This window comes from Streptomyces sp. NPDC044061 (assembly GCF_056434305.1).
Genome location: NZ_JBWKFL010000002.1, coordinates 439,400 through 459,015, shown reverse-complemented (window position 1 = coordinate 459,015; position 19,616 = coordinate 439,400). Strand labels below are relative to the sequence as shown.

Here is a 19,616-nt window from a genome sequence, read left to right as displayed (position 1 = left end):
CGTACGGAACCGGCGAGACAGGACACAGAGTGCTCCCGTGCGGCGCCCGCGCCCCGGACGGCGGCCACCGCGCATCGCGCGGGCCGCGGACGTCAACGGCGGACGGTCCACCGAGACCGGCGCCGGACCAGGCGCGGCGCCCGGGAGCCTGACGGGAGAAACGCCCGCATGCTCGAGCCGACCGAACCCAATGAGGGTTCCGAACTGAACACTCCGAGCGACACCCTGCCCCCGCGCAGGCGTCGCCGTGCCGCCTCCCGCGCGGCGGGTCCGCCCGCCGCGGCCGAGGCCCCCACCGAGGTCACCGTGCCGGCCATACCGGCCGCGGAGGCCGACGAGATCATCGAGGCCGACGAGATCGCCGAGGCCGAGGCGAAGGCCCGGGCCGAGGCGGAGGCCGAGGCCGTCGAGGAGGCCGCGCCGGCCGGCCGTACCCGCCGCCGTGCCACGCGCCGTGCGTCCGCGCCGACCGGAACTCCGGCGTCCGCCGAGGCCGCCGAGACGGTCGTACCGGCCGCGGCCCCCGCCGCGACCGCGGAGACCGAGACGGCCGCCGAGCCGGCCGAGGCCGTCGAGGAGGCCGCGCCCCGTCCTGCCCGTCGCCGGGCCACGCGCCGCGCGTCCGCACCCGCCGGAACCCCGGCGGCGGAGGCCGTGGTGCCCGCTGTGAGCGGCGAGACCGAGGCGAAGGCGGAGCAGCCGGTGCCGGAGGCCGTGCAGGCCGAGGCCCCCGCGGCCCGCCCGCGCCGCCGCACCACCCGGCGTGCCTCCGCGCCCGCCGGTGCGCCGAAGGCCGCCGAGGCCGACGGAACGCCCGAGTCCGCGCCCGCCGCGGAAGCCGCGGTCGCCGCCGAGGCGGCCCCCGCGGTGGAGACTCCTGCCGCCGAGGCCGCTCCCGCCGCCGAGGCGGAGGCCGCGCCCGCAGGCCGTACGCGTCGCCGCGCGACCCGGCGTGCCTCCGCGCCCGCCGGGACCCCGGAGGCCGCCGAGACGGTCGTACCGGCCACTGCCGCGGAGCCGGCCGCCGAGGCCGTGCAGGAGGAGCCCGAGGCCGCCGAAGAGGCCGCGCCGCGCCGTACCCGCCGCCGTGCCACCCGCCGGGTCTCCGCGCCCGCCGATGCTCCCGCAGCCGACGAGACCACCGCGGCCGCCGCCGAGCCCGCCCAGCCCGAGGAGACCGAGATCGCCGAGCCCGTCGCCGCCCGCACCCCAGCCGCCGAGACGCGTCAGGCCCCCGCCGCCGAAGCCCCCGAGGGTGAGGCGCCGCGCCGCCGCCGCCGGGTCGTGCGGCAGGCCGCGACCGGGTTCTCCGCGCCCGCGCGTTCCGAGGCCGCCGAGGACGAGGCCGAGGCGCCGCGCCGGCCGGCCCGGCCCGCCGTGGCCGTGTTCCAGGCGCCGGTGTTCACCGAGCCGAGGTTCCAGACCCCGGAGCGGGCCGCCGCCCAGGCCGCTGCCGAGGCCGCCGAGGCGGAGGACACCGACGAGACCGAGGCGTACCAGGAGGAGCGCGCCGAGTCCGGCTCGCGCCGCCGCCGTCGCCGCCGGGGCGCCGCCGACGAGACGCAGGGTGCCGAGGCCGCCGCCGGGCACGAGGAGCCGGAGGAGGCCGAGGAGGCCACCGCCGAGGACCTCGCCGAGGGCGAGGAGAGCTACGAGGGCGACGAGGCCGACGAGGCCGACGAGAGCGACGAGACCGACGAGGCCGAGGGCGCCGAGGAGTCCGGCTCGCGCCGCCGTCGCCGCCGGGGCGGCCGTCGCCGTCGGCGTGGGGACGCCGCCGAGGGCGCGGACGCCGAGAGCGACGAACTGGCCGCCGAGCAGGCCGCGCAGGACGCCGAGGACACCGCCGAGCAGGAGGAGGACGACGCCGAGGAGGCTCGTGGCGACGACTCCGGCGGTTCCAGCTCCAGCCGTCGTCGCCGCCGTCGTCGCCGCCGGGCCGGTGACACCTCCGGCGAGGCCGAGCCGTCCGCCGACGACCCCGAGCGCACGGTCGTCAAGGTCCGTGAACCCCGCAAGGCCGCCGAGCCGTCCGACGAGGTGCAGTCCATCAAGGGCTCGACCCGTCTGGAGGCGAAGAAGCAGCGCCGCCGGGAAGGCCGCGAGCAGGGACGCCGTCGCGTCCCGATCATCACCGAGGCCGAGTTCCTGGCCCGCCGCGAGGCCGTCGAGCGCGTGATGGTCGTCCGCCAGCACGGCGAGCGCACCCAGATCGGCGTGCTCGAGGACGGCGTGCTCGTCGAGCACTACGTCAACAAGGAGCAGTCGACCTCGTACGTCGGCAACGTCTACCTGGGCAAGGTCCAGAACGTGCTGCCGTCGATGGAGGCCGCCTTCATCGACATCGGCAAGGGCCGCAACGCCGTTCTGTACGCCGGTGAGGTCAACTTCGAGGCGCTGGGCATGGCCAACGGGCCGCGCCGCATCGAGTCCGCCCTGAAGTCCGGCCAGTCCGTCCTCGTCCAGGTGACGAAGGACCCGATCGGGCACAAGGGCGCCCGGCTGACCAGCCAGGTCTCCCTCCCGGGCCGCTACCTCGTGTACGTCCCCGAGGGCTCGATGACCGGCATCAGCCGCAAGCTGCCCGACACCGAGCGGGCCCGGCTGAAGACCATCCTCAAGAAGATCGTCCCCGAGGACGCGGGCGTCATCGTGCGCACCGCCGCCGAGGGCGCGAGCGAGGACGAGCTGCGCCGGGACGTCGAACGGCTGCAGGCGCAGTGGGAGGACATCAAGAAGAAGGCCAAGAGCGGTGGCAGCTCAAGTGCGCCTTCGCTGCTCTACGGCGAGCCGGACATGACCGTCCGGGTCGTCCGCGACATCTTCAACGAGGACTTCTCCAAGGTCGTCGTCAGCGGCGACGACGCCTGGTCGACCATCCACGGGTACGTCTCGCACGTCGCCCCGGATCTCGCCGAGCGGCTGTCGAGGTGGACCTCCGAGGTCGACGTCTTCGCCACGTACCGGATCGACGAGCAGCTCGCCAAGGCGCTGGACCGCAAGGTCTGGCTGCCCAGCGGCGGTTCGCTGGTGATCGACCGGACCGAGGCGATGGTCGTGGTCGACGTGAACACCGGCAAGTTCACCGGCCAGGGCGGCAACCTGGAGGAGACGGTCACCAGGAACAACCTGGAGGCGGCCGAGGAGATCGTGCGCCAGCTGCGGCTGCGCGACCTCGGCGGCATCATCGTGATCGACTTCATCGACATGGTGCTCGAGTCCAACCGGGACCTGGTGCTGCGGCGCCTGCTGGAGTGCCTGGGCCGGGACCGTACGAAGCACCAGGTCGCCGAGGTCACCTCGCTGGGCCTCGTCCAGATGACCCGCAAGCGCGTCGGCCAGGGCCTGCTGGAGTCCTTCTCCGAGACCTGCGTCCACTGCAACGGCCGTGGCGTCATCGTGCACATGGAGCAGCCGACCGCCGTGGCCGGCGGCGGTGGCGGCAAGCGCAAGAAGCGCGGCCGCGGCGGTGACGGGCACGTGCACGAGACCGCCGCCGTGGCGGTGGAGACCGGCGAGGCCGTCGAGCCCGAGGTCGAGACCGCCGTCGAGGTGGCCGTCGACTCGGCCGAGTCGGTCGAGCTGCCCGCGCCCGTCGCGGCGGAGTCCCTGGCGGACACGTTCGCGCCGGACGAGGAGCTGTACAGCAGCGTCGCCGAGGCGGAGGCGGCCGCCTCCCGTGGCCGGACCCGCCGCCGCGCGAGCCGCCGGGCCTCGGCACCGGCCGGTGCGCCGAAGGCGGAGTCCCGGAGGGCGGAGGCCGTCGAGGCGCCGACGGCCCAGGCCGTCACGCCCGCCGAGGAAGCCGTGCGTCCCGTGCAGCCGGAGCCGGCCGCCGAGGCGCTGGCCGAGCCCGCGGCCGTCGAGGACGCCGTCGTCCCGGCGGAGTCGCCGGCTGCCGAGGCTCCCGCTGCCGAGGAGGCCGCGCCCAAGGGCCGTACGCGCCGTCGTGCGACCCGCAAGGTGTCGGCGCCGGCCGGTTCCCCGGCGGGGGCCGAGGCGGCCGTGGTGACCGTGCCCGAGACCGCGCCCGCGGCCGTGGCACCCGTGGAGCAGGCCGAGGCCGAGGCCCCGGTCCCGGTCGAGGAGGCGCCCGCCGAGAGCGCCGCCCCGGCCCGCCCGCGGCGCCGTGCCGTCCGCAAGGCCACCGCGCCGGCCACGTCCGAGGAGGCGGCCGTCGTGGTCCTCCCCTCGGCCGCGCCGGAGGAGGCCCCGGCCGCCCTGGAGACGGCGGAGACGGCGGTGACGGCCGAGGAGGCCGCGCCGGCCAAGAAGGCGGCCCGCAAGACCGCCAAGAAGGCCACGGCGAAGAAGGCGGCCACCAAGAAGACCGTGGCGGCCAAGAAGACGGCCGCCAAGAAGACGACGGCCAAGAAGGCGGCGAAGACCGCCAAGACGGCCGCCGCCAAGTCGACGGCGAAGAAGACCACCACGGTCTCGGCCGCCACCGACGAGGCCTGACACCCCGGTGTGGGGGGGGGGGGGGGGGGGGGGCCCCCCCCCCCCGGGGGGGGGGGGTGGCGCCCCCGCCCGGGGGCCGCCGCACCTGACCGCCGGGGGTTGGGTGACAAACAAAACCCCCCCCACACCCCCCCCCCCCCCCCCCCCCCCCCCCCCCCCCCCCCCCCCCACCCCCCTCCCCCCCCCCCCCCCCCCCCCCCCCCCCCCCCCCACCACCGGGGGCCCGGTTTGACCCCCTCGGCCGTGGCCCCGTAACCTTGACCGTCGGCGTGTCGACTGACACGCCACATCCCCGTAAACCCAATTCCTCCCGGGCGCCAAGGCGGGCCGGGAGAGGTCGTCCATGTCGTTGCTGGGCGGCTGGCCTGCGGGGGTGCCGTTCTCGAGCGAAAGAGAGATCCGCGTGTACGCCATCGTGCGCAGCGGTGGTCGTCAGCACAAGGTTGCTGTCGGCGACATCGTTGAGGTTGACAAGATTTCCACCGCCAAGGTTGGCGACACGGTCGAGCTCTCGACCCTGCTCGTTGTCGACGGCGACGCTGTGACCAGCGACCCGTGGGTGCTGGCCGGCATCAAGGTCCAGGCCGAGGTCGTGGACCACCACAAGGGCCAGAAGATCGACATTCTGCGCTACAAGAACAAGACCGGCTACCGCCGTCGTCAGGGCCACCGCCAGCAGTACACGGCGATCAAGGTCACTGAGATCCCCGCGGCTGCGAAGTAAGGGACTGAGAACAGATGGCACACAAGAAGGGCGCATCGTCCACCCGGAACGGTCGCGACTCCAACGCCCAGCGGCTCGGCGTGAAGCGCTTCGGCGGTCAGGTCGTCAACGCGGGTGAGATCCTGGTCCGCCAGCGTGGCACCCACTTCCACCCGGGCGCGGGCGTCGGCCGTGGCGGCGACGACACGCTGTTCGCGCTGCAGGCCGGTTCGGTGCAGTTCGGCACCCACCGTGGCCGCAAGGTCGTGAACATCGTTCCGGTCGCCTGAGACAGGCTCTGACCGAACGAATCGTCGCGCGAGGCGGACCTCACTTCCCGGTCGGGAAGGCGGGTCCGCCTTTCGCGTGTTGGCATAGGTAACACTCGTGAGTTTCTGGAGGCACTGAACCATGACCACCTTCGTGGACCGCGTCGAGCTGCACGTCGCCGCGGGTAACGGAGGCCACGGCTGTGCCTCCGTCCACCGTGAGAAGTTCAAGCCGCTGGGCGGCCCGGACGGCGGCAACGGCGGCCGTGGCGGCGATGTCATCCTGACCGTGGACCAGTCGGTCACCACGCTGCTCGACTACCACCACTCCCCGCACCGCAAGGCCACCAACGGCAAGCCCGGTGAGGGCGGCAACCGCTCCGGCAAGGACGGCGAGGACCTGGTCCTGCCGGTGCCGGACGGCACGGTCGTCCTGGACAAGGCGGGCAACGTGCTCGCCGACCTGGTCGGCCACGGCACCTCGTTCGTCGCCGCGCAGGGCGGCCGGGGCGGTCTCGGCAACGCCGCGCTGGCGAGCGCCCGCCGCAAGGCGCCCGGCTTCGCGCTGCTGGGCGTGCCCGGGGACCTGCAGGACATCGTCCTGGAGCTGAAGACCGTCGCCGACGTGGCCCTGGTGGGCTACCCGAGCGCGGGCAAGTCCTCGCTGATCTCCGTGCTCAGCGCGGCCAAGCCGAAGATCGCGGACTACCCCTTCACGACGCTCGTCCCCAACCTGGGCGTGGTGACCGCCGGTTCGACCGTCTACACCATTGCCGACGTGCCCGGTCTGATCCCGGGCGCCAGCCAGGGCAAGGGCCTGGGCCTGGAGTTCCTGCGGCACGTGGAGCGGTGCAGTGTGCTGGTGCACGTGCTGGACACCGCGACCCTGGAGTCCGACCGCGACCCGGTCTCCGACCTCGACATCATCGAGGAGGAGCTCCGGCAGTACGGCGGCCTCGACAACCGTCCCCGGATCGTCGTCCTGAACAAGGTCGACGTGCCGGACGGCAAGGACCTGGCCGAGATGGTCCGCCCCGACCTGGAGGCACGCGGCTACCGCGTCTTCGAGGTGTCGGCGGTGGCTCACATCGGGCTGCGGGAGCTGTCGTTCGCCCTCGGTGACCTGGTCGGGAGGGCGCGCGCCGCGAAGCCCAAGGAGGAGGCGACGCGGATCGTCATCCGGCCCAAGGCCGTGGACGACACGGGCTTCACGGTCACCCGCGAGGAGGTCGGCGGCGAGCTGCTGTTCCGGGTGCGCGGCGAGAAGCCGGAGCGCTGGGTGCGGCAGACCGACTTCAACAACGACGAGGCCGTCGGCTACCTCGCCGACCGCCTCAACCGCCTCGGTGTCGAGGAGCAGTTGATGAAGGCGGGTGCCCGCTCCGGCGACGGCGTCGCCATCGGCCCCGAGGAGAACGCGGTCGTCTTCGACTGGGAGCCGACGGTCATGGCGGGCGCGGAGATGCTCGGCCGCCGGGGCGAGGACCACCGCTTCGACGCGCCGCGGCCCGCGACCCAGCGTCGACGCGACAAGCAGGCCGAGCGGGACGAGACGCTGCACGAGTACGGCGACTTCGACCCCTTCGAGCAGTGAGCCGTACACCCGGCCCCACCGGGTGAACGCCGGGGCAGTGCGCGGCGGCCCCGCGGGCGCCACCGCTACTTGCCGCTGAGCCGAACAGTGCGACACGGAACGGACCTCGGTCCCTTCCGTGTCGCACTTTTTTGTGTCGTCGGCTCGGCCTTCAACGACTGACCGGAATCGGATCTCGATTCCGAACAGCACTCCTGTAACTGTCTACTGACGCACCGTGAGACCCGTTCGCGGCAAGATCACGTTCTCCATGTGATTCCCGTGCCGCAACGGGCTCTCTGTTGTCTGCCTGTTTGTCATGCACGCGAGTGCTCCCGTTCAGCGGGCGGACCGTCCGGCCGTGGGAGCTTCCGAAGGTCCGAGTGAGATTCCAAGTGGCCACTATGGCAAGGGAGTCAGTCGTATGACCGGAGCAGCAACGCCCGACCGACGCCGCTTTCTGACCGCCGGTGCCGCCGTCCTCGGCGCCGCGGCCTCCGCTCAGCTCTGGCTGCCCGCCACCGCCCGGGCGGCCGAAACCCCGCTGCCGGACGGTGTGTTCAGCCTCGGCGTCGCCTCCGGTGATCCGCTGCCCGACGGCATCGTGCTGTGGACCCGGCTCGCCCCCGACCCGCTCCACGGCGGCGGCATGCCCGAAGCGGTGTTCTCCGTGGAGTGGGAGATCGCCGAGGACGAGCGGTTCCGAAAGACCGCCCGCCGGGGCACCGCCCAGGCCCGGCCCGAGTACGGGCACAGCGTCCACGTGGACGTACGAGGTCTGCGCCCGGACCGCCCGTACTGGTACCGCTTCCGCGCCGGTGGTCAGCTCTCGGCCACCGGCCGCACCCGGACCGCGCCCCACCCGCACCGCAGGGGCGGCTCGCTGCGCGTCGCCCTCGCCTCCTGCCAGAACTGGCAGCACGGCTACTTCACGCCGTACGCCGACATGCTCGACCAGGACCCCGACGTCGTCCTCTTCGTCGGCGACTACATCTACGAGTCCAAGCCGGCCGCGGGTGTACGCCGGCACGAGGGCGGCGACGAGCCGTACACCCTCGTCCAGTACCGCAACCGGTACGCCCAGTACCGCACCGACCCCGACCTCGCCGCGATGCACGCGAACGCCCCCTGGGTGGTCACCTTCGACGACCACGAGGTCGACAACGACTTCGCCGGCGAGATCCCGCAGGATCCCGACAAGCAGTCGCACGACGCGTTCGTGGCCCGGCTGACCGCGGCCTACCAGGCGTACTACGAGCACATGCCGGTCCGCGCCAACGCGATCCCGGACGGCCCGCACATCCAGATGTACCGCCGTCTGGAGTTCGGCCGGCTGGCCCGGCTCAACGTCCTCGACACCCGGCAGTTCCGCAGCGACCAGGCCACCACGCAGGAGGGCGCCCGGTCGCTGTCGCAGACCATGCTCGGCGCGGGGCAGAAGCAGTGGCTGCTGGACGGGCTGTACGACTCCCCGGCCCGCTGGAACCTGATCGCCTCGCAGATCATGATGGCCGAGACCGACCTGCTGCCCGGCGAGGGCAAGCTCTGGTACTACGACGCCTGGGACGGCTACCAGGTCGAGCGCAACGCCCTGCTCGCGGAACTGGCCGACGTCCGCAACCCGGTCGTGCTCAGTGGCGACCGGCACCTGACGATGATCAGCGATCTGAAGGAGGACTTCGCCGACCCGGACTCCGACGTCGTCGGCGCCGAGTTCGTCGGCACCTCCATCTCCAGCAACGGTGACCAGGACCAGGCCGCCTTCCACGCCCAGTGGGACCCGCTGAAAGCGGACAACCCGCACTGGAAGGTGATCGACGCCCACCGCGGCTACCACCTGTTCGACATCGACCGCGACGGCATCGACGCCCAGGTCCGGGTCGTCGACACGGTCGTCAAGCCGCAGGCCACCGCGAGCACTCTGGCCCGACTGCGGGTGGAATCGGACGAACCGGGCATTCAGGTCGTGTGACCTGCGCCTCACATGAGCCTGGGACTCACCCGAGTCCCAGGCTCTTCCGTGTGTTTCAGGACACCCGGAATCGACCCGCCGGCTCCGGCCCGGACCGAATTGCCATGGAGCCCCGAGGTGTAATTCCGGGGCAATGAGCTGCATGGCAAGGTGTATTTCCCACCGGTCCGCAACGGCGCCGTGCCGCATATGAAGAACACGTGCAGCCCCATCGTCGGGACGTGAAGATCTCCCCGCCCTCCGGGCGTGCGGCAGGGGCGGGCGATGTGGCCGGAACCGCCCCCGCGAACCGTGCGTCGACCTCATCGAGGGCGTTCGTGCGGGTACTCGGCCACCCTGCCCGAAGCGGCTCGGGCGGCGCCGAAGGGAACCTGTGGACTTACTCACAGCAATTTCCGGGGGGTTCACGGCGCCCGCGCCCAAGCCCCATGAGTGCAAGGTGAATGGCAGGTTGCGCTCACATATGCATGGGACGTCACTCACCTTGCACAGCGGTTACCCGAAGTGGGACCATTTCACGGTTCCCTGTCGCCACAAGGTAGGTCAGCCTGTGTCCCAGCACATAGCCAAGCCCCGAACCACCGCAGTGATCCTGGCCGGTGGCACCGGCCAGCGGGTGGGTCTGTCGATCCCCAAGCAGCTGCTGAAGATCGCCGGCAAGGCAGTCATCGAGCACACCCTGACCACCTTCGAGAATGCCGACTCGATCGACGACATCATCGTGCTGATGGCGCCGGGCTACGTGCCGGACGTCGAGAAGATCGTCGCCAAGGCCGGGTTCACCAAGGTCAAGAAGATCATCGAGGGCGGCTCGACCCGCAACGAGACCACCGAGCGCGCCATCTCGGCCCTCGGCGAGGGCCTGGCCGAGGGCGAGGACCTCAACGTCCTCTTCCACGACGCGGTGCGCCCCCTGCTCTCGCAGCGCGTCATCGACGACTGCGTGAGCGCGCTGGAGCGCTACCAGGCCGTGGACGTCGCCATCCCCTCCGCGGACACCATCATCGTCACGCGCACGCACGGCGAGGACGGCGAGTTCATCACCGAGATCCCGGACCGCTCCCGGCTGCGCCGCGGCCAGACCCCGCAGGCCTTCAAGCTGTCCACGGTCCGCCGCGCCTACGACGTCGCCGCCGGCGACCCCAACTTCCAGGCCACGGACGACTGCTCCGTCGTCCTCAAGTACCTGCCGGACGTGCCGATCCACGTCGTCGCGGGTGACGAGTACAACATGAAGGTGACGCAGCCGGTCGACGTCTTCATCGCCGACAAGCTGTTCCAGCTCGCCTCCACCGCCACGCCCGAGCAGAACGGCGAGGAGGCCTACCGCGAGCTGCTGACCGGCAAGACGGTCGTCATCTTCGGCGGCTCCTACGGCATCGGCAAGGACATCGCCGAACTCGCCGAGTCCTACGGCGCGAACGTCTACGCGCTGGGCCGTTCCACCACCGGCACCCACGTGGAGAACCCGGAGGAGGTCGACGACGCGCTGTCCAAGGCGTACGCGGAGACCGGCCGGATCGACTACGTGGTCAACACCGCGGGCGTGCTGCGCATCGGCAAGCTCGCCGAGACCGACAACGCCACCATCGAGGAGGCGCTGAAGGTCAACTACCTTGCCCCGGTGCAGATCGCCCGCTCCTCGTACAAGTACCTGGCCGAGACGAAGGGCCAGCTGCTGCTCTACACCTCCAGCAGCTACACCCGCGGCCGCGCCGAGTACAGCCTCTACTCCTCCACCAAGGCCGCCATGGTGAACCTCACCCAGGCCCTGTCCGACGAGTGGGCCGCCGAGGGCATCCGCGTCAACTGCGTCAACCCCGAGCGCACCGCGACCCCGATGCGCACCAAGGCCTTCGGCCAGGAGCCGGCGGGCTCGCTGCTCTCCTCCGAGGCCGTGGCCCGTACCTCCCTCGACGTGCTGCTGTCCGAGCTGACCGGTCACGTCATCGACGTCCGCCAGCAGGACCCGACGGCGGGCGCCGCCAAGGCCTCCGGGTTCGAGCAGGCGCTGGCCTCGGTCCTGGACCGCCAGGACGGCGTGTAATAATCGAGCTAATTAGCTGTCAGGAATTCAGGCCTCTACGGGTACTCGTTCAGCGGGTATTCGCAGAGGCCTGAGTCCGTCCACCTCGCGAATTACCGATCACCCGCATACCTTGCGGCATTTCAGAACAAAACCGGCACTCCCCCTCCCAGAGCAGGTTTCTTCGTGATATCCACCGCTATACGCGTCGCCCGGGTGGGCAGCGCGGCCGAGCTGGCCGCGGCGGCCCTCATGATCCTGGGCTTCCCGGCGCTCATGCTGGCCGCGCTCGTCCCGAGCGTTCCCGCCTTCGCGGCCGCGGCCGCCGTGACGTACTTGGCGGACCACTATCTGCACCGCAGGAACAGCTACCTGGTCAACCGCCTCAGCAAGGTGCGGGCGGGCCTGTCGATCCGCTTCCTGATCCGGCAGCTGCTGCTGATCCTGCTGCTGGCCCGGCTCTCCCTCGCGGACAACCTGATCTTCTACGGCGCGGTCGCCTGCTTCATCGCGTTCTACGGCCTCCAGGCCCCGCACGGCGCCCTGGTCACCCTGATCCGCAACCGCCGCCGGATGCCGGTCGCCACCCGCAACGTCGACCTGAAGTCCCGCATCCGCATCCCGGACGCACCGCCGCGCCGCCTGCTGCACCGCTCCGCGGAGAAGATGCTCCACCTCGACCTGTTCGCGGTCGTCGCCATCCTGGTCTCGGCGGCCCTGGACGATTCCGCCGTCGGGTTCGTGGGCATCGGTCTCACCACCGCCCTGGGCTGCGGTTACGTCCTCGCGCTCGTGCCGTACGTGCGTGGCGGGAAGATCCCGCCGAAGGCCGAGGCCGTGCTCGCCGCCGTCGACGACTGGCTGGCCGGCCACAAGCCGGAGACGGTCCTGTACTTCTCCGGCTCCAAGGACTCCGCGTACCAGGTCAACATGTGGCTGGAGACGATGGAGCAGCTGGACACCCGGCCGCTGATCATCCTGCGCGAGCGCGCCATCCTGAACAACCTCGCGCCCACCACGGTCCCCGTCATCTGCGTGCCCGGAGGGGTGCACCTGATGAACCTGGACCTGACGACCGTGCGCGTGGCCCTGTACGCGGCCAACGTCGGCAAGAACATCCACCTGCTGCGCGTGCCCACCATGAAGCACGTCTTCATCGGCCACGGCGACAGCGACAAGCTGGCCAGCGTCAACCCGTACAGCAAGGTGTACGACGAGGTGTGGACCGCGGGCCGCGCGGGCCGCGACCGCTACGCCATCGCCGACGTCGGTGTCCGCGACGACGACATCGTCGAGGTCGGGCGCCCGCAGCTCGCGCCCATCCAGGGCTGGCAGGGTGTGCCCGACGGCCGCATCCCGACCGTGCTCTACGCGCCGACCTGGGAGGGCTGGGACGGCAACCCCGGCAACACCTCGATCGTGCTCGCCGGTGAGAACATCGTTAAGAAGCTGGTCAAGGCCGACCCGCCGGTCCGCGTCCTGTACAAGCCGCACCCCTTCACCGGCACCGTCAGCAAGGAGGCGAGCGCCGCGCACCAGCGCATCACCGCCCTGGTCGAGAAGGCCGGCGCCGAGCGCGCCGCCGATTCCGGCTTCACCGCCGACACCGCCGCACAGGCCAAGGCGGAGCTGGACCGTATCGAGGCCCGCCTCGCAGAGCTGGCCGGCGCCGGCGGCGACCGGGGCGACGAGGCCGAGGCCACCCGCGACGGGATCGTCGACGTCGCCAAGCACGAGGAGATCGCCCGGCTGCGCGCCGAGTGGAACGACGCCTACTGGCGTTCCTTCCCGTCGTACGAGCACCGCGTGATCACGGGCGCCGAGCCGCGCCTGTACGACTGCTTCAACGTCTCGGACGCGATGGTCTCCGACATCTCCTCCGTGGTCTCCGACTTCATCGCGAGCGGCAAGCCGTACGCGGTCACGGACTCCGCCGAACTCGGCGTGGAGGAGTTCAAGCGGCAGAACACGGCGGTGCGCGCCGCGACGATCCTGTCCAACAGCGCGGCCGAGCTGAGCGGCCTGCTGGACGCCGTACGCGACCCGTCCGCCGATCCGCTGGCGGAGGACCGCAAGGAGCTGAAGCGCTACCTGCTCGGTCCGGACGAGCCGAAGTCGATCGACCAGTTCAATGCCGCGGTCGCCGACCTGGCCCGCAAGGCCGAGACCCGCAACATCGGCCAGGAGGCCCGGCCGGCCGCCGCCAACGCGGACCCCGCCGAGACGGCCGAGCTGACCAACGCGGTGCCGGGGCAGCGCGCCGCGTCCGCCGGTGAGACGGACGGCGTGAGCGCCGGCTGACGGGCACCGACCCTGCCGTGACGGGCCGGCCCCCGGGAGCGATCCCGGGGGCCGGCCCCTTTCCGTTTCCTCGTCAGGTCTCCCGCCGCCGTTCAGGTTTCTTACGGGCCCTCTTACCGGCGCCATCGCCCGAGGCTGAGCATCTCTTACCGCCCGTGCGTACTGTCCGATGTCACCCGCCGCGGTCCCTGCCCGCGGAACCCCCGAATGTGACGTACGACACTCACAACCCACCGTGAGGCAACCGCTTGCACGGGGAGCCCGTCTAACAAGGTGCGATTGAGGCGATACGGGGTAAATATTCAGCTGACAAGGGGGAAACGTGACCGTCGTGACGCAGCCTGATGTGACTGTGGTCATCGGGGCGTACGAGGCGATGCCGTACCTGATCGAGTGCCTGGCATCCGTCGAGGCACAGACCATCGACCCGGCACGCATGGAGGTCATCGCCGTCGACGACGGCTCCACGGACGGCACGGGGGAGTACCTGGAGGAGTTCGCGGCCCGCGCCCCCATGCCGGTCACCGTCATCCGCCAGGAGAACTCCGGCGGCCCGAGCGGACCGCGCAACGTCGGCCTCGGCAAGGCGGCCGGACGCTACGTCTTCTTCCTCGACGCCGACGACCGGCTCGGGCCGGAGGCCCTGGAGCGCATGGTCGCCATGGCCGACAGGAACGGCACCGACGTCGTCCTCGGCCGGGTCGAGGGCGTCAACCGCATCCCGCCGAAGTCCATGTGGGGCAAGACGCTCGACCGGACCGACGTGTTCTCCTCCAACATCAAGTTCACGCTGAGCGCGCAGAAGCTCTTCCGCCGCGAACTGCTGGACAGGCACGGCATGCGCTTCGACGAGTCCCTGTGGACCGGCGAGGACGCGCTCTTCACCATGGAGGCGTACCTGCGGGCGAACGGCGTCTCCGTGCTCGCCGACTACACCTGCTACTACCTGGTGGGCCGCGAGGACGGCAAGCACGTGACGAAGACCGGCGGCTACACGCTCCGCTTCGACTCCGCGCGCGCCCTGATGAGGCTGATCGCGGACATGGTCCCGGCGGGCGCCAAGCGCGACACCCTCATGGTCCGGCCCTTCCTCATCACCCTGCTGCCGCAGTTCGGGCCGAAGTTCCTCAAGGACACGGAGGACATCCGCCGGCACAAACTCGAGCTGGCCGAGCCGCTGATGGACGCCTACTGGACACCCGAGGTGGCCCGCCGGCTCAAGGTCGACGAGCGGCTGCGGCTGCACCTGGTGGACCGGCAGCGGCCCGACCTGCTGCTGGACGTCGTGGAGTTCGTGAAGGCGAAGAAGCAGGCCGCCGCCGTCCTGGAGAAGCGCGGGACCCGCCTCTACCTCGTCTACCCGCACTTCCGGTCGAAGGCGGCCGGCGTCCCCGACCACGTCTACCTCGCCGAACCCCGCGAGGCCCGGGCCTTCGACGGCTACCGGGAGGCCGCCGCCAACTCCTTCCTGCGCCGGGCGCTCAGGAAGATCCGGCGGATGCTGCCGAGCGGCGGGGTCGGCGCAGCGGCGGCCTGAAAGGGCCGTGCCGGGCCCGGAGTCACTGCTTGCCCGAGTGCAGCGCCCGGCCCACCACCCGACGGGCACGCCGGTAGACCGAGGCGGCGGGCGCGGGCACCGCGTTCTTGGCCTTGCGCGCCCGCACCAGCTCCCGCCTCAACTGGTCGTTGTCCTGGGCCAGTTCGCTGACCCGGGTGTGCAGCCAGCCGAACCGGCTGCTGAGCGAGGCGAGGTCGGCGTCGTTCCAGGGGCGCACGCCCGGCGGGAACGACAGCGACCGCAGCTTCTCCTCGAAGGCCGCGCCGCTGTCGCCGTGCGTGAAGGTGTTCTGCAGCCCGTTCTTGTCCAGGAACCCGACGAACCGGTCGAAGCGCTCCCGGTGGTTCCCGACCAGCCCACCCAGGTCGGCCTGCTCGTACAGCCGCGCCGGGTCGGCCGCCTCCGGGTCCTTGACGACCTTGTCCAGCCGCTGGTGCGGGATCTCGAAGTACCGGCACAGCTCCAGCGTCCGCGAGTCCCCGCAGAGCACGGTCGCGGGCGTCCCCGCGAGCAGCGCCGCGATGTTGCCGTGGATGCGGGAGCCGAAGGAGAAGTCGAAAGGGCGCAGGTCGTCGATCCAGGTGACCGGGTCGACGTACACCCGCGCCTTGTCCTCCCGGTACATCGGGTGGTCCGGGTGGGTCGGCATCGCCGTCACCTGGGCGTTCGGGTCGCTGAGGTCCCGCCAGTGCAACTGCCGCGCGTCGCTGAGGTTCTGGCCCACGAAGCGCAGGTTGGGGTACCGGTCGTGAGTGCGGGTGATGATACGGCCGAGGCCCTGCTTCCTCACCGCGCTGTGCGAGCCGTTGATCGCGATCCGTGACTCGGCGGTCAGCTCGGGCACCCGCTTGCGGACGTCGAGTTCGGCGCCGTACATGAACAGTGACGGGCAGCCGATCACCTCCACGTCCCGGAATCCCATGTCCCGCAGGTACTGCTCGGTGAACTCGCCGCGCACCCCGATCGAGGAGCTGCGCTCCAGCACCGCCGAGCAGAACTCGCGCACCGTCGGCTCGATCTGCCGCAGTCGCGCCGGGTCGTAGCCCACCCCGGTCTGTGCGCCGACACCGAGCACCACGACCGGGATCCTGAGCCGCGTGATGAGCCGGGTCAGGCGCTTCAGCGCGGTCTCGAAGGAGGGCCGGAAGGCGTTGGCGAGCGGTACGACGAAGGCGTCGTACTCCTCGTTGATGCGCGCGGCCGCGGCCACCTCGGTCCGTCCGCCGTTCGAGAAGACCTCGGTGCCCGGCACCTCGAGGATCTTGTGCGAAGCGTCCTGAAAGATCAGGTTGCCCGCGTTGGTGGCCATGACGTCCTGGTGGAGAGCCTCCTCCAAGGTGTAGACGTCGTAGGGGCTCTTGCCGGATCTGAGCAGGATGCGCTTCACAGGGCGAACAGTAGGAGACACAATCTTCAACTTATGTTTGAGTTCGCTTTAATTTCTATAAGCAACCAACACAACCTTTTTGCCGTACGCGAACCGTGAGCAAACGGTTACAGCACCTGTCCGGAGGCTGGACCGGTGCGCACCGCGCGGCCCCCTTCGCGTAGATTGCCGCACAGGGAGCCGGAACCGGGCGAGGGGACAGCAGGCAAGGTGGCAAGGGCTAGGCAGGCGGTGGGCGAGGCCCGCAGGATCGTCGTCAAAGTGGGCTCCTCGTCGCTGACCACTGCCGCCGGCGGCCTGGACGCCGACCGCGTGGACGCGCTGGTCGACGTCCTCGCCAAGAGCCGCAGCGGCGGCGAGAAAGAGGTCGTCCTCGTCTCCTCCGGAGCCATCGCCGCCGGCCTCGCGCCCCTGGGCCTGCGCCGCCGCCCGAAGGATCTGGCCCGCCAGCAGGCCGCCGCCAGCGTCGGACAGGGCCTGCTCGTCGCCCGTTACACCGCCTCCTTCGCCCGCTACGGCGTCCGCGTCGGCCAGGTTCTGCTCACCAGCGACGACATGAGTCGCCGCGCCCACCACCGCAACGCCTCCCGCACCCTTGACAAGCTGCTGGCCATGGGCGCCCTCCCGGTCGTCAACGAGAACGACACCGTCGCCACCGACGAGATCCGCTTCGGCGACAACGACCGCCTCGCCGCCCTCGTCGCCCACCTCGTCCACGCCGACCTGCTGGTGCTCCTCTCCGACGTCGACGGTGTCTACGACGGCGACCCCAGCAAGCCGGGCACCTCGCGGATAGCGGAGGTGCGCGGCCCCGAGGACCTCGCCGAGGTCGAGATCGGCAGCGTGGGCAAGGCCGGCGTCGGCACCGGCGGCATGGTCACCAAGGTCGAGGCCGCCCGGATCGCGGCCGCCGCGGGCATCCCGGTGGTGCTGACCAGCGCCGTGCACGCGGCGGACGCGCTGGCCGGCGGCGACACCGGCACCTTCTTCCACCCCGCGGGCAAGCGCTCGGCCGACCGGCTGCTGTGGCTCCAGCACGCCTCCACACCGCAGGGCTCCCTCACGCTGGACGACGGCGCCGTCCGCGCGGTCGTCGAGCGGCGCAAGTCGCTGCTGCCCGCCGGAATCGCCGCCGTGGAGGGCGAGTTCAGCGCCGGCGACCCCGTCGAACTGCGGGACGCCGGCGGACGTGCGGTGGCCCGCGGGCTCGTCAACTTCGACGCCAAGGAGATCCCCCAGCTGATCGGGCGTTCGACCCGGGAGCTGGCGCGCGAGCTCGGCCCGGCGTACGAACGCGAGGTCGTACACAGGGACGACCTGGTGCTGCTGCACTCGTAACACTCGTAAAACCACCAGTAAAGCGGGGCGTAAGGACCGCCCCCGGTGGGGGACGTTCCGTAAAACCGCCACGCGGAGGCCCGCAGCCTGCTCAACTTTGTCTCATAGGCAGTTGAAGGGACAGGTTCCGTCGAGGGGCATTGCGAGAAGGAGGCCGCCGTGAGACGAGTGCGCCCTGGGGCGGCGTCCCGCGGTGCTCTGACGAGCGTCGCGGCCGGGGACACCTACCAGGACTACGAGGAACCCAAGGACCTGCCCCGCCTGTGGCACGTCACCCTCAGCGTCTCCGGACAGAAGGTTCCGCTGGCCGACCTGCGACGCGCCCTGGAACAGCTCGCCCACGACCACCCCTTCCTGCTGACCAGCAGATACGCGAGCGACCACGCGGAGATCCGTTACTGGGAGGAGGCCCGCGACCTGCACGACGCGGCCGCCGTTGCCCTGCGCCTGTGGGGCGAGCACCGCCAGAGCGCGGGGCTGCCCGCCTGGGAGATCGTCGGCCTCGAGGTCATCGACCGGGAGACCTACCACCAGCGGATCGCCGAGGGGTACGGGCCGGCGCCCGCCACACCCGTCGGTGTCCACCCCTTCTGACCCCCACCGCGCGCGTCCGGCTCGCCCCTTTTCACCCGTCTCGCGGTGTGGGACGACGGCTGAACCGCCCGGGGCCGCGCACTACCCTTCCCTCATGACCACGCTCTCGCCGTACGACTCCATGTCCCCGGTCACCCAGGCCGCCTACCGGGCCAAGGCCGCCGCCGCCGACCTCGCGCCGCTCCCGCGCGCTGTGAAGGACGACGCGCTGCTCGCCATCGCCGACGCCCTGGAGGTCCGGACCGGCGAGATCGTCGAGGCCAACGCCAAGGACGTGGCCAAGGCCCGGGAGAACGGCACCAGCGAGGCCATCGTCGACCGGCTCACCCTCACCCCCGAGCGGGTCCGCGCCATCGCCTCCGACGTCCGCGACGTCGCGAAGCTGCCCGACCCGGTCGGCGAGGTCGTCCGCGGCTCCACCCTCCCCAACGGCATCGACCTGCGACAGGTCCGCGTCCCCCTCGGCGTGGTCGGCATCATCTACGAGGCCCGCCCCAACGTCACCGTCGACGCCGCCGCTCTCTGCCTGAAGTCCGGCAACGTCGTCCTGCTGCGCGGCTCGGCCTCCGCCTACGAGTCCAACGCCGCCCTCGTCCGGGTGATCCGGGACGCAGTCGGCGGTGCCGGGCTGCCCGCCGACGCGGTCCAGCTGGTGCCCGGTGAGAGCCGCGAGTCCGTGCGCGAGCTGATGCGCGCCCGGGGACTCGTCGACGTGCTGATCCCGCGCGGCGGCGCCTCCCTGATCCAGACCGTGGTCAGCGAGTCCACCGTCCCCGTCATCGAGACCGGCACCGGCAACTGCCACGTCTACGTCGACGCCCAGGCCGACATCGACACGGCGATCGAGATCCTGATCAACTCCAAGGCCCAGCGGGTCAGCGTGTGCAACGCCGCCGAGACCCTCCTGGTCCACCAGGACATCGCCGCCGAGTTCCTGCCGCGCGCCCTCGACGCCCTCGCCGAGGCCGGGGTGACCGTGCACGCCGACGAGCGCGTGCTGGCCCACGCCAAGGACTCCAAGGCCACCGTCGTCGAGGCCACCCCCGAGGACTGGGAGACCGAGTACCTCTCGTACGACATCGCCGCCGCCGTCGTTGACTCCCTCGACAGGGCCGTCGAGCACATCCGGCTGTGGACCTCCGGCCATACCGAGGCGATCGTCACCACCTCCCAGCAGGCGGCCCGCCGCTTCACCCAGCTGGTCGACTCCACCACCGTCGCCGTGAACGCCTCCACCCGCTTCACCGACGGCGGCCAGTTCGGCTTCGGCGCCGAGATCGGCATCTCCACCCAGAAGCTGCACGCCCGCGGCCCGATGGGCCTTCCGGAGCTGACCAGCACGAAGTACATCGTCACCGGCGACGGCCACGTGCGCCGCTGACGGCCCTGGCGAAAAGGCGTCTCAGCAGACGGATGAATCTCCATACCGTCTGC

General features: G+C 71.4%; 12 protein-coding genes. 11 read left to right on the top strand and 1 reads right to left on the bottom strand.

All coding sequences use genetic code 11. The features are described from left to right. The first annotated feature begins 168 nt into the window (after positions 1-168). The 8 genes from AC07CM_RS04530 to AC07CM_RS04495 all read left to right on the top strand — a co-directional run bounded on the left by AC07CM_RS04530 (position 169) and on the right by AC07CM_RS04495 (position 14,842). Positions 169-4,461, top strand: a complete 4,293-nt coding sequence (locus tag AC07CM_RS04530; RefSeq protein WP_478874836.1) for an Rne/Rng family ribonuclease — start codon at positions 169-171, stop codon at positions 4,459-4,461. A 403-nt stretch (positions 4,462-4,864) separates the two neighbouring features. After that, the gene (rplU, locus tag AC07CM_RS04525; RefSeq protein WP_004931419.1) at positions 4,865-5,185 is read left to right on the top strand and encodes a 50S ribosomal protein L21; all 321 of its coding nucleotides are present in this window, start codon (positions 4,865-4,867) and stop codon (positions 5,183-5,185) included. Positions 5,186-5,199: 14 nt separating this feature from the next. Then, the gene (gene rpmA / locus AC07CM_RS04520; RefSeq protein ID WP_010041940.1) at positions 5,200-5,454 is read left to right on the top strand and encodes a 50S ribosomal protein L27; all 255 of its coding nucleotides are present in this window, start codon (positions 5,200-5,202) and stop codon (positions 5,452-5,454) included. Positions 5,455-5,575: 121 nt separating this feature from the next. Next, on the top strand, positions 5,576-7,027 hold the full coding sequence (gene obgE / locus AC07CM_RS04515; RefSeq protein WP_478874835.1) for a GTPase ObgE: 1,452 nt from the start codon (positions 5,576-5,578) through the stop codon (positions 7,025-7,027). Between the two features lie 403 nt (positions 7,028-7,430). After that, complete coding sequence (locus AC07CM_RS04510) at positions 7,431-8,978, top strand: alkaline phosphatase D family protein (RefSeq protein WP_478874834.1); 1,548 nt, start codon at positions 7,431-7,433, stop codon at positions 8,976-8,978. A gap of 550 nt (positions 8,979-9,528) precedes the next feature. After that, positions 9,529-11,025, top strand: coding sequence for a D-ribitol-5-phosphate cytidylyltransferase (locus tag AC07CM_RS04505; RefSeq protein ID WP_478874833.1), 1,497 nt, complete (start codon positions 9,529-9,531; stop codon positions 11,023-11,025). Positions 11,026-11,190: 165 nt separating this feature from the next. Continuing rightward, positions 11,191-13,305, top strand: a complete 2,115-nt coding sequence (locus tag AC07CM_RS04500; RefSeq protein WP_478874832.1) for a hypothetical protein — start codon at positions 11,191-11,193, stop codon at positions 13,303-13,305. A gap of 376 nt (positions 13,306-13,681) precedes the next feature. After that, positions 13,682-14,842 carry a glycosyltransferase family 2 protein gene (locus AC07CM_RS04495; protein WP_478874903.1) on the top strand — a complete coding sequence of 387 codons (1,161 nt, stop codon included), beginning with the start codon at positions 13,682-13,684 and terminating at the stop codon, positions 14,840-14,842. A gap of 22 nt (positions 14,843-14,864) precedes the next feature. Here AC07CM_RS04495 and AC07CM_RS04490 read toward each other — a convergent pair whose 3' ends face one another. After that, positions 14,865-16,250 (bottom strand): polysaccharide pyruvyl transferase family protein, encoded by a 1,386-nt coding sequence (locus AC07CM_RS04490; protein WP_478874831.1) that lies wholly within the window; start codon positions 16,248-16,250, stop codon positions 14,865-14,867. A gap of 231 nt (positions 16,251-16,481) precedes the next feature. Here AC07CM_RS04490 and proB point away from each other — a divergent pair, with 231 nt between their 5' ends. The 3 genes from proB to AC07CM_RS04475 all read left to right on the top strand — a co-directional run bounded on the left by proB (position 16,482) and on the right by AC07CM_RS04475 (position 19,563). Next, a complete protein-coding gene (gene proB / locus AC07CM_RS04485) occupies positions 16,482-17,588 on the top strand; it encodes a glutamate 5-kinase (protein ID WP_478874902.1) in 1,107 nt (368 codons plus the stop codon). A gap of 159 nt (positions 17,589-17,747) precedes the next feature. Further along, complete coding sequence (locus AC07CM_RS04480) at positions 17,748-18,182, top strand: hypothetical protein (RefSeq protein WP_478874830.1); 435 nt, start codon at positions 17,748-17,750, stop codon at positions 18,180-18,182. 94 nt (positions 18,183-18,276) lie between these two features. Then, a complete protein-coding gene (locus AC07CM_RS04475; RefSeq protein ID WP_478874829.1) occupies positions 18,277-19,563 on the top strand; it encodes a glutamate-5-semialdehyde dehydrogenase in 1,287 nt (428 codons plus the stop codon). Positions 19,564-19,616: the final 53 nt, after the last annotated feature.

Coding starts and splice junctions, on each gene's coding strand:
- AC07CM_RS04530 (WP_478874836.1), top strand. CDS start 169: ATGCTCGAGCCGACCGAACCCAATGAGGGTTCCGAACTGAACACTCCG.
- rpmA (WP_010041940.1), top strand. CDS start 5,200: ATGGCACACAAGAAGGGCGCATCGTCCACCCGGAACGGTCGCGACTCC.
- obgE (WP_478874835.1), top strand. CDS start 5,576: ATGACCACCTTCGTGGACCGCGTCGAGCTGCACGTCGCCGCGGGTAAC.
- AC07CM_RS04510 (WP_478874834.1), top strand. CDS start 7,431: ATGACCGGAGCAGCAACGCCCGACCGACGCCGCTTTCTGACCGCCGGT.
- AC07CM_RS04495 (WP_478874903.1), top strand. CDS start 13,682: ATGCCGTACCTGATCGAGTGCCTGGCATCCGTCGAGGCACAGACCATC.
- AC07CM_RS04475 (WP_478874829.1), top strand. CDS start 18,277: ATGACCACGCTCTCGCCGTACGACTCCATGTCCCCGGTCACCCAGGCC.